Here is a 19,329-nt window from a genome sequence, read left to right as displayed (position 1 = left end):
TCCTTCTCCAGATCAGGACGGAAGGCCTCAAAATCCACAGTTCGGGAAAATGCTTCGAGTGCCAAGCCCGCGCGATCACGCAGAGAGCTCCTAAATTCAAGGTTTTTTTAATCCCCCCACCTCAACTACTCGCCTCTTCCTCGTCGACATGATGAATTGTGCGAGACAGATCTCAGGCAAATTTTTGCACAGATTGCTATGATATTCCTCACACAGAACGATATAATATGCTATTTCTTGCCGAGATAAAACTAATGGCGAGATATGGACAACCTGTGAAGACCTCTAAAACTAAAACTATTCTTGTCGCTATGACATGCCTCACAGGTATTCATCATGCGGATGCAAAAAAAATTCATGGACATCGCTCTTCCCTGCATGAAGCACAAGCACATATCCCGTTACCTTTTCGCTCTCATTCAGTCATTCGCAAGCATCCTGTCGTAGCTATTTCTGCGACATCTGATGAGAGTGTCAATGTTTCCGCGCACCATTTGCGTGGTGGCGGTATGATGCGTGTGGAAACAGCCCCCTACGCAGTTCAAACAGTGACTAAACAGTATATTGAGATGAAAAGCCCAACCGGCACTGCTCTTGATTACATACAGAATCTGCCGAGCATCAGCGTATCAACTACAGATACATCAGGTATTCAGGGAGGACAAATACAAAATCGTGGATTGACAGATAGCGATATGGGTCTGCTGATTGACGGCGCACCTGCTCAGAATGCTACGTATCTAACCGAAGATATTGATTCCGAAAATCTCGACAGCGTTAGTATTTTACCCGGATCCACCCCCGTTGACGTACCAGCGACTGCTGCAGCCGGAGGTGTGATGAACGAGGTAACACATGATCCGTCGCACAAATTCGGCGGCATGACTGACTTTTCTTACGGAACTAACAACTTGTCGCGCGAGTTCCTGCGCCTTGAGAGCGGAGATATCGGCAACACCGGCGTTCGTAGCTTTCTTTCTTTTTCTAATACTCATGCCCGGACTTGGGTAGGCGCAGGTATCAATAACCGGCGTCATCTTGACTTTGGCATGCGTAAAGATTGGAAAAATGGATCTTTTGCTCGTTTTTTTCTGAGCTGGAATAATGAAGATTCCGTTGTAAACAATTATCCTACGGCCTCTCAGTTTTATACCTTCAAGCATACCGGGCAAAGCTATGGGCATACTGCAGGTTTCGATGCAAAGAATAATGACTACTGGAAGAATAACCTTGACATTTGGAATGAAATTTTCCTCACAGCCCCCATGCACGCTGTTGTTAACGACAAATTAAGCTTCGACCTCAAACCGTACTATAACTGGGGACGTGGCTGGGATGGTGGACCTAATGGCACAGCCAGTGCAGGAGAGTACACTTATAAGGATGGCACAGCTGTCGCAGCCGGAACCCCTCTGACCAGTTACTATAACCAAACCCTGTCAATGAATGTCGGTGTGACTGCACAAGGCAACTATGATATCGACCGCCATAACCAATTAACGTTCGGATATTGGTATCAAAATTCTAACTCCATTGCCTATTTCCCTGTTAGTGCGACCAAAGCCAACGGTGTAAACCCGTATCCAGACAACTTAAATTATGCTGTGTACTCCGACGGCGCGCGTAATAATTACGGGAGCAACTCTGGTTCAGAAACTCACGCCCTCTTCATCCAAAATAAGGCAAAATACTTCAACGATAAGCTCCAGATTGATGCGGGCTTTAAATTCGTAATGTCGAATATCTGGACAATGTCTGCCGCCACCCACAGCAATGCCCATGGAGAGAACATCACCGCTCCCTTGCCGCATCTATCGCTTAGTTATCGCTTTAATAGCCATCATCAAATTTATATTAACGCTGAAGGTGATTTCCGTCAGCCTAGCCCATCTGCCCTATCTGTCGGCGCCTCCTCTGGAACGATGCCTAAAAATCAGTATTCAATCAAAGAAGATTTGGGTTATCGTTATAACGATAAGTACATTAACCTTGACCTTGATCTATTCAATTACAATATCACCAACCGCCTTCTTTCCACCTATTTAGGTAACGGTGAAAGTGGCGTTGTTAACGCTGGTAATCAAACCATTCGGGGGTTTGATATTATGCTAGCTGCTCAACCCTATCATGGTATCAGTCCATACGTCTCTTTCGAGTATCTAAATGCTCGAATGGACACAAATATTGCTGCCTCTGATGTATATGGAAATCTAACTGCTTTTCGTACCAAGGGAGGACAAGCTCCCATGGCTCCACATGTCATGGCAAACCTTGGCTTGGACTTACTTATACTTATAAAGGATTTTTCTCCAATGCAACTCTCCACTATACAGGGCCTCAGTCTGTAACCTTGGCAGGGGATCAAAGAATTCCTGGGTATATTACTAATTCTCTTACGCTGGGATATCACTTTAAACCCTTGGGTTTTGCAAAAACTCCTACCATTCGTTTGAATTTCACCAACCTCACGGGGTCTATCGTCCGTAGCGGTGCCGAAGGTGTAGGTACCAACATCAATGCGGTTCGCCTAATGAATGGCAACCTCTCCGCGACCGGTACGGGTGCACAGTTTTACCTCGTCCCGCGCTTCAGTATGACTGGTACGATTTCGACGGCTTTTTAATAGCGTCTATCATTCCGCTATCCTTCTAGCGGCAATTTTACTGTTCACATGGTTTCGGATTTAAGTCCGACCATGTGAAGAGTGCAAAATCTTTTTGGCTGCGAGAAACTGATAAGGATTAACATGAACATATACAACAATATTAATAAAATAATAGTTAAGAATTTTTGTAAAAAATCTAAAATGTCAACTTTATTGTTATTGTGTGTAATTTCAATTATTATTTTCAGAAATACATCCTATTCTAAAGAAAAAAAAGAATGCCCGAAAATAATAATTGTATCAGGCTGGGAGAACGGGGCCGATATTGGAGATGCTCCCGGAGAATATCAGTTTTGGGTTGAACGTTTACGCTTAAACAAACGCGTACCCATTTCTGGAATATCAACTCAGGTCCTCCGACGCAATAAAGACGGAGTTTATGGGATTGTATTAAAAGATGGAGTGATCGATCTGAGCGCTTTAGCACTTGATAAACACTTTGATCTGCATCAGACTTACTGGATATTTACAGGAATTTCTGGCGTAAATCCCAATATAGCATCCGTAGGCAGTGTAGCATGGGCGCGCTGGGTTGTTGATGGAGATGCGCTCAGGGAAATAGATGATCGTGAGATCCCTAAAGGTTGGCCATACGGTCTTTATGCAATTGGAGCAGAAAAACCTAATACACTACCTGATAATCCAAATCATTATGGATCAATAACAGACGCTCAACAATTAACAAAAGCATATCCACTCAATCAAGGATTGGAGAGGTGGGCTTATATGATTAGTCGCAATACTGCACTACGAGACGACCCAATACTGATGGAGCGACGCGCGAAATGGAAAAAATATCCAAACGCTCAGAAGCCTCCGATGATTTTAGAGGGGGAAACATTAGGAGCTCTACGTTATTGGCATGGAGTACAGAGAAATCAATGGGCTGAAGACTGGGTTCATCTATGGACAAGAAATCAAGGGGTGTTCGTGATGACAAATGAAGAAAGCCAAACCAATCAAATAGAGATGCGATTTCTATCTCGCTTAGGTTACATTGATGCCGACCGCATTATGGTTTTGCGGTCAGGTAGCAATTTCACCATGCCTTCACCCGGTACATCTCTCATACAATCCATGGGTGATGAGGGGCCAGGACAAGTCGCTGCTTTTGACAACAATGAACGAGCGGGAGCACCTGTTGTTGAAGAACTAATCCGGCATTGGAGTCATTATCGCTCTCACATTCCCTCTGAGAGGCCCTCACGCGAATAAAAGAGCTTTCCGGGCAAAGACCGTTGGTTGATACGGTTTTGTTTTGATGTGCTGGTTACGGGGCGTGGTGATAATTTTCGCTCTTCGTTGATCAGAGATCAGGAGTTCTTTTCCGCAAGGCTTCTAAGCTCAGTACCCATTGGTTTTTGTCGACTCGATTGACGGTTCTTTGGGTCCATTTTGATATGCGTTGTGAGTAGGTCGGGGGCCGTTATCCGCTTGATAGCTACGCTGTGGTCCTGATCCGCTCTAGGCAGAGGAAGCGGCATTGGCTTTCGAGCGATAGGTGGTGTCTGCCCAAACGGTTGAGGCCGTATTGATTTTATCCAGCAGGCCTTCGCGCAGTCTGGCACCATCACTGGCAGCGGCATGTGTCGTTTTTTCTATTTTCGGATAAACTGGAATTTCCGGCCAATGGAAATATGAGATTTATAGCCAAAGAACGGAATAGCAAGATCACTTGATGGCATGGTTCCATCGTCTTGCCGCTTTCCCGCGAGATGGAGGGTCCGAAAAACTCTCTGGTTTTGGGTCTCTCTTTGTGATTCTAATTTCCCCGAGTTGATTTGGGCATGGATCATGAAGCAGTCGGGTTTCTTTGATGTTGACGAGCGGCTTGCCCGGTTGAGTGGGCTTGGTTATCAACTCAACGCTTTTTTCCAGATTGTGGATTTTGAAGTCTTCCGCCCTGATCCGGAGCAGGACTTGGTCTATTCAGATGGGAGTAAAGGCAGACGCCCCCCCATTTGATCCGGTGCTGATGTTCAAGATCTTGGTGCTCCAGAAACTGAACAATCTGTCCGACGCACGGACGTAGTAGATGCCAAAACAATCTGGTTGCTTCACGAGCGTCTGACACAGGCGGGGCCATTGAAAGACTGTTTGATTGTTTTGATACCACCCTATGCAACGCTGGTCGCTGCTCCAAAGCAGCGCAATACCAATGCGAAAAAATCGGATCTCAGGGCAGGACGTATCCCCGAAGGCTGGCAGGACAAGCCGGTAAAGCTGTCGCATAAGGATCGTCATGCACGCTAGATACTGAAATTCACGAAAGCAAAACGGCAGGATGACGGGGTGATCCCCACAACGGATCTCGCCATCCCATTCTTTGGCTATAAATCGCATGCTTACATCGACCGGAAGTTTCGGTTCATCCGGAAATGGAAGGCAACAAATGCCGCTGCCAGCGATGGCGCCAGACTACGCGCGAGCGTGTCATTATCCAGCGGGTGGCAGCCCTCGATCTGCTCAAAACGCAGATCAAAAGCGACCTAAAGAACAGTCAAACAGAACGCCAAATGCCAGAAATTACAGGCCAAGCGTATCAACCAATGGTTCTTCAATCCCTCCAGATCGATCATCTCCAGTCTCCCCGCAGAACCCGAATCAGGTTTCCATAATCAATAGGTCCTGAGCCTAAGGGGACTTCAGTTCGGAGACTGGTTCGATCCCTCGAATTTTCCTGAAGAATTTTCGGGCGGTGGCGGTGGGCGGCATCCGTCCGGTGGTGGTAGCGGTCGGCCATTGCTGTCCATAGGCGCCGGCGGTGGTCGATTACCATCCTTGTCCATTTCCGGCGGCGGCCTGTGACCGAAGCCGCCTGGAGGCGGCCCGCATCTGTGGTGTGATTTTGCGTCATCGCGCCGATCGCCTTGCTCGGTTTCGTTGTAAGACGGCGCTGCGGTGCTAAGGGTTGTATAGGTCTGGCCGTTATAAACGGTTGTGCCCTGAGCCAAGAGAGGCAAAGGCATGATACTAACAGCCAAAATGGTCAAAGCTACAATTCGAAGGCTCATAGACATCTTCCCGCGGTATGACGCCTCACTCTTGAAATGCCCCCCCTTAAATTGCCAGTAAGGAATGGCAACGGTGTGTTTCCTCGACCTACTGTCCAACCTCGCTCTGTCCTAAAATTTCGAAACAGCTCATGGTTTTGCTCCGGGTTGGAGTTAGTAAACCTCAATTCCATTATTGCCGTGAGGCCGCGCATTTTTCCTGTAGCCGATGCATAGCGTCTGGCGGCATCGGTGCCGTCATCATAGCCCGATAGTTCATGCAGGCTGCCGTTTCATGCTTCGGTAGCGTATGTGAATGACAAGCGCAGCCAGTGAGAAATACTGCATTCAGCAATGCAAGAATGAGGCGCATGACGCCCTCCTAACTTTTCCAGTGTTTTAAAAACGCGAGATCCTTGCACGCTGCCTGAGGGCGAACCTGCCTTATGACATCGGGAATGGTGGCTGACCGTTGGACGCGGTCACGCCACCATCGACGGGCATGATCAGGCCTGTGATGAACGCCGCGTCAGGACTGGCCAAAAATGTGATGGCTGCAGCCATATCTTCTGGTTCACCGAGGCGCTGCAACGGGATACGATCTTCAACACTTTTGACGAAAGCTTGATCCTTAACCGCCTCTGCCGTCATGCCGGTGCGTGTGACAGCGGGGCAGATTGCGTTAACGCGCACACCTCGCTTGCCGTGATCCATGGCCATCACGCGGGTCAGGTTCACCACGCCCCCCTTGGCGACATCGTAGTAGGCGGTATTCCAGTCTCCACGCATCCCAGAAACCGAGGCGGTGTTGACGATGTTGCCCTTCGTTTTGATGAGCATAGGCAAAAATGTTCGGCTGACGTTCAGAGTGCCGGTGAGGGTGGTTGCACAAACCGTACTCCAGGTTGCCAGATCGCAGTCCAGCACGGTTCCCATGGCCGTCACGCCGGCATTGTTTACCAGAATATCGAGTGATCCGAACTTCTGCTGCACGAAATGGAGAAGAGATTCAACTTGTTCTGGAGAGGAGATGTCAGTCAAAGACGGAACAGCATAATTGGGATCCAGCGCTTTCATGACGTCATCGAGTTTCGCCTTATCTCGATCAACAAGGATCACATGAGCGCCTTCATCGAGAAATCGGACCGCAGTGGCGTGGCCAATTCCTGAGGCAGCACCCGTAACGAGAACCTTCTGACCTTTGAAACGCGATAATCCTTTGATGGACATGAATGCTTCTCCTGCAAAGTTCAGGAGAATAAAGTCTCGCCGTGCCGGATGGTTGCCACAATAGGAAAGCGGGTCGCCTCGGGGTGAGAATACCAGAGGCACAAGTCGATCACGCCCGCTTCTCCGTCTCGCCGGATGTTGTTTTGGGTTCGCAGCTCGCCGCTGCTGCAAGCGTACCTGCTCGAGTCAGTTCCTTCACATCCGGGCGCTTACGCTCCGGCTCACACGGCTGTTCCGCCATGGCGAGGATGCCCCGGAGGTTTGTGACTTCGGCGCAGATTGCTTCGGCAAACGGGAGCAGGTGGGTGTAGAGTTCACCCGGCGCAGGTCAGCGCGATCCGACGGGGTAGCTGTTGCGATCAGGCTGCCGGATCCATACGATGCGGGTTCCCTGCGTCCAGACACCGTCCGGGATGTCCGAGCAAATCTCGGCGAAGGCCGCGCAGATTTCACCGGATGGGACGGGGCGTTCGAGACCAGCGTCGCGAGCTTGACCAACCAGGTCTTGATCCCCTCGAACGGCGGCGGGTTTGCTTCGGCGATGGCGATGGCACTATGGTAGATTTTTGCGATTTCTGTCATGGTCAGCACCCCTCCAGCATCACGCCGGATTTCCCGTTGTCGGCCCTTTGCTGCGCCTTGCTCGAGAGGGTCGGAGTTCGCATCCCGTCCTCACGCCGAACCAAGTTCCGCCACGTCGCGTCCCAGCCAGCCTTGCAACCCTTGGCGCCCGGCACGCAGAGCCAGTAGTCGCGGAAAACCTCGGCCGTTCGGGCCGGATCGACCCGGTTGGCCTCGGCAAACCAGACCTGCTCGGGGGTCAGTCGGCAGGGAGGCGGCAGGCCCGTTTCTATTTTTCAGATTTCGGATTTTGCGCGTGCTCACTCTCGAACGAAGTGAGAGAGGTATTGCCTTCTTCCCTTCTGTTTTCGAAATCCGTGACCGGTACAGTATTAGTACGCGACTGGTCGCTGTTCTCGACCGTTTCCGTGGCTTCTGATCCTGTAGCGGTATCGTTTTTCTTACGCTCTTCCTTGCTCAGAACGTGTACCGTTCCTGCATATTCTCGGAGCGGCTTCCCGAAGCCTGAACTTCCGACCGGCCATGAGGATCAGCCGCATTGCGTGCAGCTCGCGGCTGTCCTGACGGACGAGCACGGTCAGGAAGACGCGTGCGTGAACATCATCATTCGCCCGGAGGGCTGGACGGTTCCAGATGCGGCCGCCGCCATCCACGGTATCACGACAGAGAAGGCCGCGCGCTACGGCATCCGCGAGCAGGTCGCCGCGGTCCTGTTCTATGATCTGACGTGCCGCGCCGACCTGCTGGTTGCGCACAACATCAAGTTCGACCGGCAGATTGTGGCGACCATGTACGCCCGGGCCAAACGATCTGAATGGAAGCTGCCGGAAGCGCAGTTCTGCACGATGGAAGCCGCCGCACTGCTGGTGAACCTGCCGCCAACGCCCCGCATGCGTGCGGCTGGGATCATCAAGCCCAAAGCACCTCTTTCGCGGAAAACGCAGGGAGGGATGGGTATGAGTGAGACACTGGAGCAGTTGCTGACAGCACAGGAAGTGGCCAACAAGCTCCGGACCACACCGAGCAATCTCTACCGCAAGATCAAGGCCGGACGCTTCCCGGCCCCCATCCAGCTAAGTGTTCGGTGCGTCCGATGGCGAGAAAGCGACGTGGCCCGCTGGCTCAATAGCTTGCCGACCTCCGTACCGTCTGAAGCAGATCTCGAGACGGCATAGCGTCTTTCAAAAGCAGATCGGCCCATTCCTGGCTGATCTGCTTTCTGCGATCTATATGCTGGGCTCGATTGTATGCAGCTTCAACGGCATCTTTCGGCACGTGGGCCAGCATCAGGTCAATGATCATTCTATCTTCTGGACGTCGCTCATTCATGATGGACGAGAACGAGGCCCGGAAGCCATGCGGAACATGCTGTCCCGCATATCCAGCGCGATTTATCAGATAGCCCATCGCATTCTCAGACATAGGCTTATGCGCCCATCGCGTATTCGGAAAGACGAGCGGTCCACGCCCGGTAAGGGGGCGAATGATCTCAATGATCGCTCGCGCCTGCGTCGAAAGCGGCACGATGTGTTCCCGACGCATCTTCATGCGCTCAGATGGGATGATCCACACATCGTCTTCCAGTTCAGTCCACAGCATACCCCGAACCTCTCCTGACCGCACTGCGGTCAGGGCAAGGAAACGCAGCGCAAGCTGAGTGACGGGATGGGAGGGAGTATGCTCAATCCGGCGCATCATGCGCCGCAACGGCTCAAGGTGGATGATGGCTGGTTGCTGTCCTTTCTGGAGAGGGGCAAGAGCACCCTTGATCTGCTCGGCAGGATTGGATGTCCCGAGACCACAGGCGATCCCATAAGCAAATATCGCGCCCATGCGCTGCCGGACGCGTCGGGCGGTCTCGCCAGCCTGCTTCTTCTCGATGCAATGCACCACGTCCAAAGCGATCGGGGGCGTAATAGCATCAAGGGGGAGGCTTCCAATCTTCGGAAAGGCAAAGCGTTCGAGTGTGCTCTGAACTTCGGATCGGTGTTGAGGTGTCCACTGCTTGCCGTGTGCTGCGATCCACGCCAGAGCCACAGTGCGGAACTGGTTATCCGTCCGGACGGCTTCAGCGCGTTTCTGCTGCCGGGTGAGGGAAGGGTCTTGCCCGCTGCGTAACTCTTCACGGGCACTCTCCCGCGCGCGCCTGGCATTGATAAGGCTGACCTCGGGATAGGCTCCAAAGGACAGGGCCTTCTCTTTGCCCCCGAAGCGATATTTCAGGCGCCAGAGCTTCGTCCCGTTCGGCTTCACCAATAGATAGAGACCTTGCGAATCACTGAGCTTATACGGCGATTCTTTCGGTGCGGCCTTGCGCACTGCGACGTCCGTCAGCACCGATACCCCCAGCTCTCAAACGATACCCCCACTGATACCCCCATTCGCATTGTAGTTCATGGTTTGTTCTCGCCATTAATGGACACAAACCAGATGGAGGAAAAGGGCAGATTTGGCTGCCCTTGGTCAATAACGGTCACTAATGGTGGGGGTATCACTGGCGGAGAGAGTGTCTGTCACACCTACGCGCTACCCCGTTGAAAACAGGCGATATACAGCGTTCGAGAAATTGAAAATCCCGGCTTGATGCCCGGTCTCATATCCCGCACTGCTCCGGCCGTGGCGAGCGTGATGTTCATGAGAAAGGAGCTCGAGGATGACGGTCTGATCAGATTCGATGCAGAAGAGCAGGGCGCCTATCCCGTTGCAAACAATAGACTTCCCAGAATCGTTCTCACAAATCCATTGACGCGCGCCGTCTTGTTCTCTTTTTGTTCTCATTATGGAGGCCAGAAACATGAACTACCAAGGCGACCGCACGACCGGCTTTGCATCCCCCGCAGGCGATAACATCGAGGGCACAATTGACCTGATGTCAGTTGCCCTCGATCTGCGCCAGCCCAGTCGGTATCCGGTTCGCGTGGAAGGCGATGCCCTGCTGGGTCGCTCCATCCGGCATGGTGATATCCTGGTCGTGGATTCTGCCGTGGCACCTCGGGCAGGTGTCGTGGTGGTCGCCAGCGTAGGCGATGAACTGCGGGTCTGCGAACTGACCCAGCGCGCCGGCGAGTGGTGGTTACGATCTTCCACACCTCAGACCGCATCCGTCCAGGTCGATGATGAAACGGACGTCGCGATCTGGGCCGTGGCTACGGGCTTGGTCCGAACGGACGTGTAATGCGCGTTTTTGGTCTGATCGACGGCAATTCCTTCTATTGCTCCTGCCAGCGCGCTTTTGAGCCGCACCTGAAGCGCAGACCGGTCGTGGTCCTGAGCAACAATGATGGCTGTGCGATTGCCCGCACACGGGAAGCCAAGGCACTCAGCATCAAGATGGGGGATGCCTGGCATCTTGCCCGTAAACGCCCCGAGAGTCGGCCAGTTGTCTGGTACTCCTCGAACTATGCCCTCTATGCCGATATGTCGCGCCGGATGTATCAGGTCCTGGCAGAGCGCGTTCCGGGCGTGGAGCCCTACTCGATCGACGAGATGTTCCTGGATCTGAGCAATCTTCCCGGGGATCTGTATGAACGTTGCCGGCAGCTGCGCCAGGACGTGCTCGATCATGCGAAGATCCCAACCTGTGTAGGCTGGGGGCCGACCAAGACGATCGCAAAACTGGCGAATGGGCTAGCCAAGGAACATGCAGAGCTGGAGGGGCTCTGTGACCTCACGGATCCAGCCATCCGGCTGGACTGGTACCGCCGCACAAGCATTGATGAAGTCTGGGGCATCGGTCGGCAGACGACGCAAAAGCTTAAGGGCATGGGCATCGAGACGGTCGCCGACTTTGTGGCCCTCGACGCAAAGACGGTCCGCCAGACACTGACTGTCGTAGGAGCACGTGTGCAGGCCGAGCTGCGCGGCCAGTCCTGCCTGCCGCTGTCTGATATCGCGGCCACGCGGAAAAGCATCGCCTCGACCCGGACGTTCGGGCGCCTGCTGCTGAAATGGGACGAAATCCGCGAGGCCATTGCGCATTATGCGAACCGCGCGGCTGAGAAGCTGCGGGAAGACGGGCTTGAGGCCGCGCATCTCTCTGTCCTGATGCAAACCAACCCGCACAATGGCGATCCCTGGTACGCGAAGCACGCGGCCGTCACGATTGAGCCTACGTCCGATGCGCGGGATCTGATCCGGCACGCGACAGAACTCGGCAACGCCATCTGGCTCCCGGGATATCGCTACTTCAAGGCGGGCGTGATCCTCTCGGACCTACGCCCTTCCGGTAGTCAGGGTCTGATGTTTGCGTCCCGAGATCCAGTCCAATCCGCCACAGTCATGGCAGCACTGGACGCAGTGAACGCCCGCTTTGGGAGCGGAACGCTCCGGCCGGGATCGACAGGCCTGAAGCGCACCTGGTCGCCGCGACAGTCTTTGTTGTCGGCACGTTACACAACCCGGCTGGAGGAAATCGTGAGGGCAAGGAGTTGGTAACTTCGGCTCACGCTTCAACAAAGCCATCGTGGAACAGGACCTCCGGTTCCAAAAATAGTCATCCGCCGGTGTAGACTAATTGTGGCTCTGCGAAACTTCCAGATGACTGGACCTACCTGAACGCAAACGCGCTTTGCCCGCTTCTGGATGCCAGCACTTTGCGCTCTCTACCCAGCTGTAGCCGCAACCCGCATATCCAAGTTTTTCATATACGCCAGCTCGAAATAAAAATCGGAGCTACCGGTGACTATATGTCGAGACTTCCAAAGTGCATCTTTGAAACCGGCACCACTCGTTACATCATCCAAAAGGACCAAGAGCTGCGGAACGCTTAGAAACCAGCAATGAAAGAATGGCTGATTAACCACCGGTTCCCCAGGATGAAGTGCAGCCACTTGCTTGCGAATTTGCGCCAGAGCGGCATTAATTTCGTCGAACTTGGGGGACAGGCGTGAGTCGGCCGACGTGAAACTCACATTCATATTCGTTTCCAGGAACCGAGTCAGAAGCGTCCTATCTTGAAAGCTACCAAAATCAAACAAAGACACCGCTATTCGTTCGATTTTTCGATCGTTCAGCTCAAGCCGCGTAGTGATCCCGTTTCTCTTCACGTCGAGATAACCAAGGCGACTCAGCCGTACTTCATGCCACCCAGCCTGGGCCTGCGCAGCCAAAAGGCTGCCGGCCAAGTCCAACAGTAGGTGGGCATCAGAGCCAGAACGGGCCCGCCGTGTTAGCGACTTCTTCTTTACCTCTGCCAGAACCACGACGCTATCTGCATCGATGATAAGATCACATTCCCCGTGTGCGCCATCGGCGTCATATTCGCCTCCAGTGACCAACACTCCATGCGAAGCAAATTCTACCTCAAGAAATCGCTCTATTGATAAACCAACTTTTTTGTCAAGTTCTTTGACTTCTGGACGTAAACATCCTAGGAGCGCCTCTAGGCACGCGGGTGCGCAGACTGACCGGTCAAGTAAGACAAACCGACGGTTCGAATGCCGAAGAAGAGGACGCAAGAAGAAGTCAAGACCGACATTCATATAATCAGAGTTATCAGGAAGTGGCGCATCCTTTGGTCGTGAGAACTTGCGGTTTGCACCAGCAATCGGATGACTCAAGACATTATCGAGAATCTGTGTTACAATTTTACGTGGAATTGCCGGACAGGCCCGTGCAATGCTGATTTCATCTACAATAACCGGACCTCTCACATCGCGAGAGGGACTAAGCAGATACCCGATTATTTCGAGCACTTGATCAATTGAATAACCCGCCGCTGTCGGCGCTAGGACATCCAACCAATCGAACATGCCCCGGGCTATCCTGCTCACATCCGATGGCCGCAATTGCGAGATGCTGAACATCGTGTCGTAAACAGCCATCTCCTGAATATGTCGAAGAAGTTGGCCTGCGCTCAGTTTGCTCCAAAAGTTTGGCGAATAGGGTTGCACGTCTAATACCGCAGCGTATGCCTGAGCCAAGGCACAAAGTCTTTGCCAGTGCGAGTCATCATTTTCGTATGGCTTACGGCCCCAAAGATGTTTCGCCGAAAGCTGGACAAGGTACCCCCAAGGAGTCTGAGGCTTTCCGCCACCCGTCATGCTCACATGTCGGACGAGATGGTAGCGTTGCTGGTTGATGTCATACGTCAAAGAAATAGCGGCAAAGATGCGACGGGCGACATTGAGCCCACCCATCGTGATAATCAGTTCTTCAATTGCCGCGACTAACGCGGCTTCTCCTGCCTCTTCGAGCCTTAACACACCCGGTTCCAGGTGAATAGCGAAACCGGAATCACGCAAATATCGTGCCGCTTTCGCCACCATGAACTCACGACTGTAGAGCCTTTCTCGATCTACACCGAACGGCTGAATATGGGCATGATCAATGGCGCCCCGGACAGCTACAGTCCAATCAGCATCTGGGGGCTCTCCGGGACTGTCAAAGACGCGTACCGCGTCCATAAGATGGCAGAGTATCTCTAAATATGGATCGAGCGGCTCACCACCAAGGACATGCTCGCGGATAAGATCCTTTCGTATCGAATCGCATATACGCCAAATTCCCGATGTGCCATTAGGGAAGCCATCGCGAATTCTTGCATACAGCGCTTTTGAAACTGCGGAAGGGCTATAGCTGGAGCCGTGCTGGAGCCCGACGTAATCATATTCCGCTTTAAGATCACCATTGCATGTGGCGATCCCCGGTGCCGTGCGGTCCACAATGCATCGAAACGTTTGGAGGTCCATGCGGATCGCATCCTGAGCGTTGGGGCAGCCGACCTGCCGTTGTCCAGATGATGCAACCAGGGTCATTGCTTTTCAAGTATGCGAGCGATGAGGCGACCGACGCCCCGCCCGTTAGCGGCCATTCTTATTTTTCCTTGACGCCCACGAACGGCCGGCTCTTTGTTTTAAGGTAAGCCGTAGGATCTGAGGCCAGCGTCTCGACAAGTGTTGCCAGTACAGTTTCGTCTGTCTCAATCCGTGCGGCTACCTCGTGCCGGACTGCATTATTCTGACCGAAAACGCTCACAGGGCCAGAATCCCGCAGGCGCAAGGCTCCTCACGCAGCACGGATTTCTGCCAGCAGCGCCTCGAAGCCCTCACCGGTCGGCGCCATGCCCGGGACACCAAGCCAGTTCTCGCGCGACAGCAACCCATAGGCTTCGTCAGAGATCTGCGTGAACGTCGCCCAGGGCATGAAGGTCCGCGCGCCCCATGTATTGAAGAACACCCCCTCCGGGTTGTAGCCGACAAGTGCGATGGCGTGACCGCCTGCAGGCGTAAGGTCCGGCCCCGAGAGTGTCGAGAGATCCCACGTCCCACCAATCGGCAACGACAGGAAGCCTTGGGGCACAATCACACCGGCCAGCACGCCGCCGAGGAACGCGATCCCCCGCTTGATGCTGGCCGTATCCGTTGGCTGGATTGAACCAAAGGCCGTAAGATAGTCGCGCGTCTGGCCGGGACGCTGGAAGCCGACCGTGCGCCATTTGTTCAATTCGTCCAGCAATACCGTGCCGTTGTCATTCGTCCCGGTCGCCGGATCGAACCCTGTGACGTCGGCATAATTCGCCAGCACCATGTCTGTGGAAAGCATGACCAGACCCTGCGCGGCTTTAGTCCACGTCGCGACATGCGCGGCCTGAGCGGCAAAGGCGCAGCAGCCGAATCGATCATTGCCCCACATCTGATACGGCACGTTCTGCGACCAGTCGCGTTCAGCTGGTACGGCCGGAAGGCGTTCGGCCAGCACTGGCCCGAGGCGATAGGTGCGCGGGTCATGCTTCGCGGGACGCTTGCCCAGGCGACGATCGATAAAAGGTGTGCTCATACATTCACCTTGGTGGCAGGAATGGAAATTGCAGGCTTCTGGCGCGTGATCCGATCGCTGAGACGCATCGCCCCCACCGGGAGCAGCGCCATATTCTCGACGCGGCCAGCCTGATACAGGTCATTCAGAAGCTGTTCGCCCGTAACCAGGCGCTTGGACGTCGGGAACACTCCGGCTGCCGCGAGCGCGTCATAGACGTATTCGAAGCAGTAGGCATGCCCTGGGCGTTGCAGGGACTGGATCCGGAAAGCCCATGCCGCCATCGCCAGAACGTCGTAAGATGTGCCGAGCATGGACTTGCAGTAGGTCAGCGCTTTTGCAGCCTCACTGTCCGACAGCCGGATTGTGAAGGCATGCCCGGTCCTGGGCGGCATCCCGAAGTCTGGATCAGTAGGACCTACCCCCACGATCCGCGGGTAAGTGGCCGAATAAATCGTCCCGCCCAGCTCGATCGTGGCGTGGCTGTAGTCGCTTTCGAGCCGCCAGCAGATCAGGCGCCCGAAGGCATCCGCTGGCCGGTAGAGACGAACGGTAGCGTTTAGAACCATCGGGAGGATATCCAAGCGGCGCAAATGAGGATCAAGACGGTGCAGAGAGTAGGGACGCCCCAGCAGAGCAGGGTATCGCTACCCGGGGGCACCGCTTGAGGCATCCCCACGATCATGCTGTTACGCCGAGATTGCGGAGGGCTTGCGCTTCCGTCATCGTGGCACGGCGAGCGGATACGACGCCAAGAAGGCCTTCAAACACGGAAATAACCGTGCTGAGGGAACTAACGGCCACCGAAGCATCGGACAAGATCGAACTGGAGACCTTGGAAGACGCGCCTTTCAGGCCTGCTTCGAGATCGGATGCAACCTTCTGGAGATCAGCCAGAACAGAGTCGATCCGCGTCTTCATGGTCGCGTTATCATAGCTGACCGTGACACTGGACCCGGCAGCGGATGCGAAGGCCGTCAGGGACGCATCCAGAGCGGCAGAAGCAATATTGATCACACTGACAGCCGGGGCGCCGATAGCGGTCGCTACGGCAGTGATATCAAGGATCGTGCTGACCGCATTGAGGCCAGCCTGTCCGTATGCCTTCACCTTGGCCACGTTGATCGTGACGGTCGTCACACTGCCATTCTTGGTGATCGTGCAGGCGCCAAGCGCGCCGATGGCTGTGCAGGCTCCAAGGGTGCGGAGAAAGCCGCGACGGGAGGGATTACGCATTGGCGGTGGTCTCCGTGCTGGTGGCATCCTCAAGCGGGGTTCCCGCAGCGGTGATCGCGGCCGTGAAGCCGTTAAGGCCTGCCGCAACACCAGCATCGACGCCGGACAGATCGAACTTCGGATCTAGGCGAGGGACCATCGTTTGAATGACAAGGGAAATGGCCGACGAGGCGAGAGCCAGATCGTCCTTAAGTGCCGCGCTCTCATGCTTACCCGCAATGGCGGTAAGCATGTTTTGGGCGGCGGTTAGAGACGCGAGGTCAGACATAAGAGTCTCCAGTATTGGGGTGTCCCGCAGTCACGTCGGCGCTTTGGGCTCGTCCGTGCTTGCGGCGGCGGAAGACGCACCCAGAAGTGGATGCTTTCCGATCTCGGTGATCGCTGCTCCAGCTGCGATGGAGGCAGCTTTTTGCAGCGGAGATTTTTCAGGGATCAGCAGGAAGATGGCAGTCGAGGCCATGACGGACGGCACGCCACCATCAACACCAAGCCAAGCGGCCATCATCGCGCCAGACAAAAGCCCAAGGCCCTGCAGCGTCGTTGGCTCGCGTATCCAATCGAGGATCTTGCTCATGCTGCGATGGCTTCCGCGAAAAAGGCGACATTCGCGGCGGCATCGGCTGCACCGAGGGACGTATTGTAATACGCCTTGTGATACGCGCTCAGTCCGGCCGCGTCTGTCGCGCGAGGCAGCGCTTTGGGCGCACGATAGAAGCGGATGCGCGCCATCGCACAGGCATAGCGAAGGTTCGTGACCAACTGCGCTGTCGCATCAAGATCAGCAGCGCGCATGCGATGGCATACCGTCGCAAGGCGCGATTGCGCGGGGAAGTCGAGGAAGTTCGTCCAGCAGTCGTCATGCGTGGCGGGCTCCATCTGCCAGAGACCAAGGGCAGGGCCACCGCCGACCTGCTGAACGTAGGCGGCGCGACTTTCGGCCAGCGCGGTTCCGGTCACGAGGTTGATTGCTGCAGGGGATGCAAGCCCAAGCGTCTGAAGCGTCGGAGTGACGATCAGCGTTTTGAGCTGGCGCGTGTTGAGGCCGGTCATGGGTGGATTGCCAAATGCGATATGACGGTCGCGACGCCGGCAGACGTAGCAGTCACGACGGCCCATCCGACCCATCCCCGCACACTCCCGAGCCGCGCCACCTGATCGGCGAGGCTTTTGACGGCGCTCTGCGTCTTCTCGGCTGCTTCGCGGGATGTTCGCTCCTGATGCTCCGACCTGGCACGATTTTCACCATGAAACTCCGCTTGCTTCTCGGACATGGCGGCGAGCGTCTTCTGCGTCTGGTCCAAACTGCTTTTCAGATCGGCGATATCGCCGGTATGCGTTGCGATGACGGCGCTGTGTTCTTCGATCTTTGCGGCGAGGTCTGCCAGACTTTCGGCCATGCGGCCTCCAAATAAAAAAGCCGCCCGGTGGGGGCGGCTATCGTGATTATTTTAGCGAGTGGAATCAGGTTGTTGCTGCGGATGCATATGAGAGCACTCCGCCATCGTTCCACAGTCCTCCAGCCTCCGGGGCGGTAGTTGGGAGCGCCGGCCCCAGCAGAGCAGGTATATCGTTGACCAGAATCGTGACGCTTACGGTGAGAACCTCGCCCCATGCGGTCTGAACGGAAACGGTCGCCTGCTGCTGCCCCGGAGACAGCCATTGCGCCCAGATTGTCACACAGGTTCCGAAAATACCCTTCGCTGACACGATACCTCCGTTCGTCAGGACCTCTAGAGAAGAGAGGCTGTCCCCCGAGGCCAGCAACGCGCCGAATTCAACGCTGAAATCGCCTGCATCTCCCTGAGAAACGGGCGGCCAGCAGAGCAGCGTCTGCGTATCAATTCCCCGCATGCGAAACGAGGGCGGCACATCGGCGCGAACGATGCGCCTGCACGGGGCCCATGTCACGGCGAACTCGCAGTATAAATACTGCCGATTGGGTATTGCCCATCATTATCCAGAATAGCAGCTTGTCCTGTAGGCGCGTTCCACCCTGTCGACCCATTCCAGACCACGCGATTAACTACCGCGCCCACAGCTTCGGTGGAGGTGGCTGTAGTCAGGTAGACCGCATACACACCTGTAGTCGTGGTTGTTTCCGTTGTTGTTGTCATCACTTGATCTCCACGATAGCGCAGCCGTCATGACCCGCGCCGCCGCCATAGAATGTGTCGGAATAGCTGGTATCGTAGGCACCGCCGCCACCAGCACCGAAGCCGGTTCCCGAGTTACCGCCCCCGTTGCCGGCACGGCCTCCACCTCCCCATACGCCAGCGCCGCCATACCCGGTCACGGACGAGATGGATTCTGCGCCCGTCTGTCCATCGCCGCCGTCTGTTCCGTTGGAGTATGTGATTGGCGTTGCGCCGTTTTGCGTGGATGCACCGCCTCCAGTTCCGCCCGCGCACGATGCAACGGAGTTCCAGACTCCGCCCGTACCACCGGACGCTCGGGCAACCTCAGTTCCGTTTAGGGTGACGATCGTGTCGCCGCCGTTAGTCTGGCCGTTGATCGTATTCACTGGCGAGGAAGCACCCGCGCCTACAGTGATGCCGATAGTGTCTCCAGATGAGACGGCTATATGGAAATTGACATACCCGCCAGCAGCGCCACCTGCGCCATAGGTGGAGTTGGCAATACTCGTTCCTTTAACGGAGCACCCAGATCCGCCGCCGCCTACTGCCTGAATTACAGCAATAGATTTACCAGAGCCCACAGTCAGCGTAGTGCTGCTCGTGTATAGCGTGGGCATCGTGGTCGCTGTGGCATAGGACGCTAGGTCAAAGCTGCCGGACGAAGACGTGAACGAAGCATTCCCGGTCGCGCCATCAAGATGGAGGCCTGTGCCCTGTTCGTCTTTATTGGCAG

Annotated in this window: 18 protein-coding genes and 3 pseudogenes; 6 read left to right on the top strand and 15 right to left on the bottom strand. The window is 54.8% G+C overall.

The genetic code is table 11. From position 1 onward, the window contains the following. Positions 1-509 precede the first annotated feature (509 nt). Together GSP01_RS12600 and GSP01_RS12595 are read left to right on the top strand one after the other, a co-directional pair. Positions 510-2,623, top strand: a pseudogene (locus GSP01_RS12600) (TonB-dependent receptor). A 123-nt stretch (positions 2,624-2,746) separates the two neighbouring features. Then, entirely contained in the window at positions 2,747-3,880 is a 1,134-nt protein-coding gene (locus tag GSP01_RS12595) for a purine-nucleoside phosphorylase (protein ID WP_228123798.1), read from the top strand. Positions 3,881-4,141: 261 nt separating this feature from the next. Here the strand turns inward: GSP01_RS12595 and GSP01_RS12590 are convergent. Next, positions 4,142-4,338, bottom strand: a pseudogene (locus GSP01_RS12590) (IS5/IS1182 family transposase); the annotation flags it as partial. Positions 4,339-4,459: 121 nt separating this feature from the next. On the opposite strand from GSP01_RS12590, the pseudogene GSP01_RS12585 reads away from it, so the two are divergent. After that, a pseudogene (locus GSP01_RS12585) lies at positions 4,460-5,089 on the top strand (transposase); the annotation flags it as partial. Between the two features lie 221 nt (positions 5,090-5,310). On the opposite strand, the gene GSP01_RS12580 reads toward GSP01_RS12585, so the two are convergent. From GSP01_RS12580 to GSP01_RS12565, 3 genes are all read right to left on the bottom strand, one after another. Further along, a complete protein-coding gene (locus GSP01_RS12580) occupies positions 5,311-5,634 on the bottom strand; it encodes a hypothetical protein (protein WP_141354047.1) in 324 nt (107 codons plus the stop codon). A gap of 468 nt (positions 5,635-6,102) precedes the next feature. Next, positions 6,103-6,888, bottom strand: coding sequence for a meso-2,3-butanediol dehydrogenase (locus GSP01_RS12570; RefSeq protein WP_141354043.1), 786 nt, complete (start codon positions 6,886-6,888; stop codon positions 6,103-6,105). A 195-nt stretch (positions 6,889-7,083) separates the two neighbouring features. Then, positions 7,084-7,470, bottom strand: coding sequence for a hypothetical protein (locus GSP01_RS12565; RefSeq protein WP_141354041.1), 387 nt, complete (start codon positions 7,468-7,470; stop codon positions 7,084-7,086). 542 nt (positions 7,471-8,012) lie between these two features. Here GSP01_RS12565 and GSP01_RS15270 point away from each other — a divergent pair. Next, the gene (locus GSP01_RS15270; RefSeq protein ID WP_255320903.1) at positions 8,013-8,645 is read left to right on the top strand and encodes an AlpA family phage regulatory protein; all 633 of its coding nucleotides are present in this window, start codon (positions 8,013-8,015) and stop codon (positions 8,643-8,645) included. Here the strand turns inward: GSP01_RS15270 and GSP01_RS12550 are convergent. Further along, complete coding sequence (locus tag GSP01_RS12550) at positions 8,593-9,807, bottom strand: tyrosine-type recombinase/integrase (protein WP_141354039.1); 1,215 nt, start codon at positions 9,805-9,807, stop codon at positions 8,593-8,595. The genes GSP01_RS15270 and GSP01_RS12550 overlap by 53 nt on opposite strands. 457 nt (positions 9,808-10,264) lie before the next feature. Here GSP01_RS12550 and GSP01_RS12545 point away from each other — a divergent pair, with 457 nt between their 5' ends. Together GSP01_RS12545 and GSP01_RS12540 are read left to right on the top strand one after the other, a co-directional pair. Beyond that, a complete protein-coding gene (locus GSP01_RS12545; RefSeq protein WP_141354037.1) occupies positions 10,265-10,645 on the top strand; it encodes a LexA family protein in 381 nt (126 codons plus the stop codon). Next, positions 10,645-11,904, top strand: coding sequence for a Y-family DNA polymerase (locus GSP01_RS12540; protein ID WP_141354035.1), 1,260 nt, complete (start codon positions 10,645-10,647; stop codon positions 11,902-11,904). Before GSP01_RS12545 ends, GSP01_RS12540 begins: the two co-directional genes overlap by 1 nt. 167 nt (positions 11,905-12,071) lie before the next feature. On the opposite strand, the gene GSP01_RS12535 is transcribed toward GSP01_RS12540, so the two are convergent. The 10 genes from GSP01_RS12535 to GSP01_RS14785 form a co-directional block, all read right to left on the bottom strand. Next, a complete protein-coding gene (locus tag GSP01_RS12535) occupies positions 12,072-14,225 on the bottom strand; it encodes a hypothetical protein (protein ID WP_218023664.1) in 2,154 nt (717 codons plus the stop codon). Positions 14,226-14,475: 250 nt separating this feature from the next. Further along, a complete protein-coding gene (locus GSP01_RS12530) occupies positions 14,476-15,246 on the bottom strand; it encodes a C1 family peptidase (RefSeq protein WP_141354033.1) in 771 nt (256 codons plus the stop codon). After that, positions 15,243-15,794 (bottom strand): hypothetical protein, encoded by a 552-nt coding sequence (locus GSP01_RS12525; protein ID WP_141354031.1) that lies wholly within the window; start codon positions 15,792-15,794, stop codon positions 15,243-15,245. The genes GSP01_RS12530 and GSP01_RS12525 overlap by 4 nt, the downstream gene beginning before the upstream one ends. 112 nt (positions 15,795-15,906) lie before the next feature. Then, on the bottom strand, positions 15,907-16,461 hold the full coding sequence (locus tag GSP01_RS12520; RefSeq protein WP_141354029.1) for a twin-arginine translocation signal domain-containing protein: 555 nt from the start codon (positions 16,459-16,461) through the stop codon (positions 15,907-15,909). Then, positions 16,454-16,729, bottom strand: a complete 276-nt coding sequence (locus tag GSP01_RS12515) for a hypothetical protein (protein ID WP_141354027.1) — start codon at positions 16,727-16,729, stop codon at positions 16,454-16,456. Before GSP01_RS12515 ends, GSP01_RS12520 begins: the two co-directional genes overlap by 8 nt. A gap of 30 nt (positions 16,730-16,759) precedes the next feature. Further along, positions 16,760-17,035 carry a hypothetical protein gene (locus tag GSP01_RS12510; RefSeq protein WP_141354025.1) on the bottom strand — a complete coding sequence of 92 codons (276 nt, stop codon included), beginning with the start codon at positions 17,033-17,035 and terminating at the stop codon, positions 16,760-16,762. Further along, a complete protein-coding gene (locus GSP01_RS12505; protein ID WP_141354023.1) occupies positions 17,032-17,511 on the bottom strand; it encodes a hypothetical protein in 480 nt (159 codons plus the stop codon). The genes GSP01_RS12510 and GSP01_RS12505 overlap by 4 nt, the downstream gene beginning before the upstream one ends. Beyond that, positions 17,508-17,858, bottom strand: a complete 351-nt coding sequence (locus GSP01_RS12500) for a hypothetical protein (RefSeq protein WP_141354021.1) — start codon at positions 17,856-17,858, stop codon at positions 17,508-17,510. Before GSP01_RS12500 ends, GSP01_RS12505 begins: the two co-directional genes overlap by 4 nt. A 64-nt stretch (positions 17,859-17,922) precedes the next feature. Beyond that, entirely contained in the window at positions 17,923-18,369 is a 447-nt protein-coding gene (locus tag GSP01_RS12495; RefSeq protein WP_141354019.1) for a hypothetical protein, read from the bottom strand. 205 nt (positions 18,370-18,574) lie between these two features. Continuing rightward, positions 18,575-19,329, bottom strand: a 755-nt coding sequence (locus tag GSP01_RS14785) for a glycine-rich domain-containing protein (protein WP_373862361.1), incomplete at its 5' end; no start/stop codon positions are given.

The organism is Gluconobacter sphaericus NBRC 12467 (assembly GCF_006539125.1).
GTDB classification, from domain to species: Bacteria; Pseudomonadota; Alphaproteobacteria; order Acetobacterales; family Acetobacteraceae; genus Gluconobacter; species Gluconobacter sphaericus.
The sequence above is the reverse complement of the archived record's forward strand: the minus strand, read 5'-3'. Positions and strand labels throughout refer to the sequence as shown.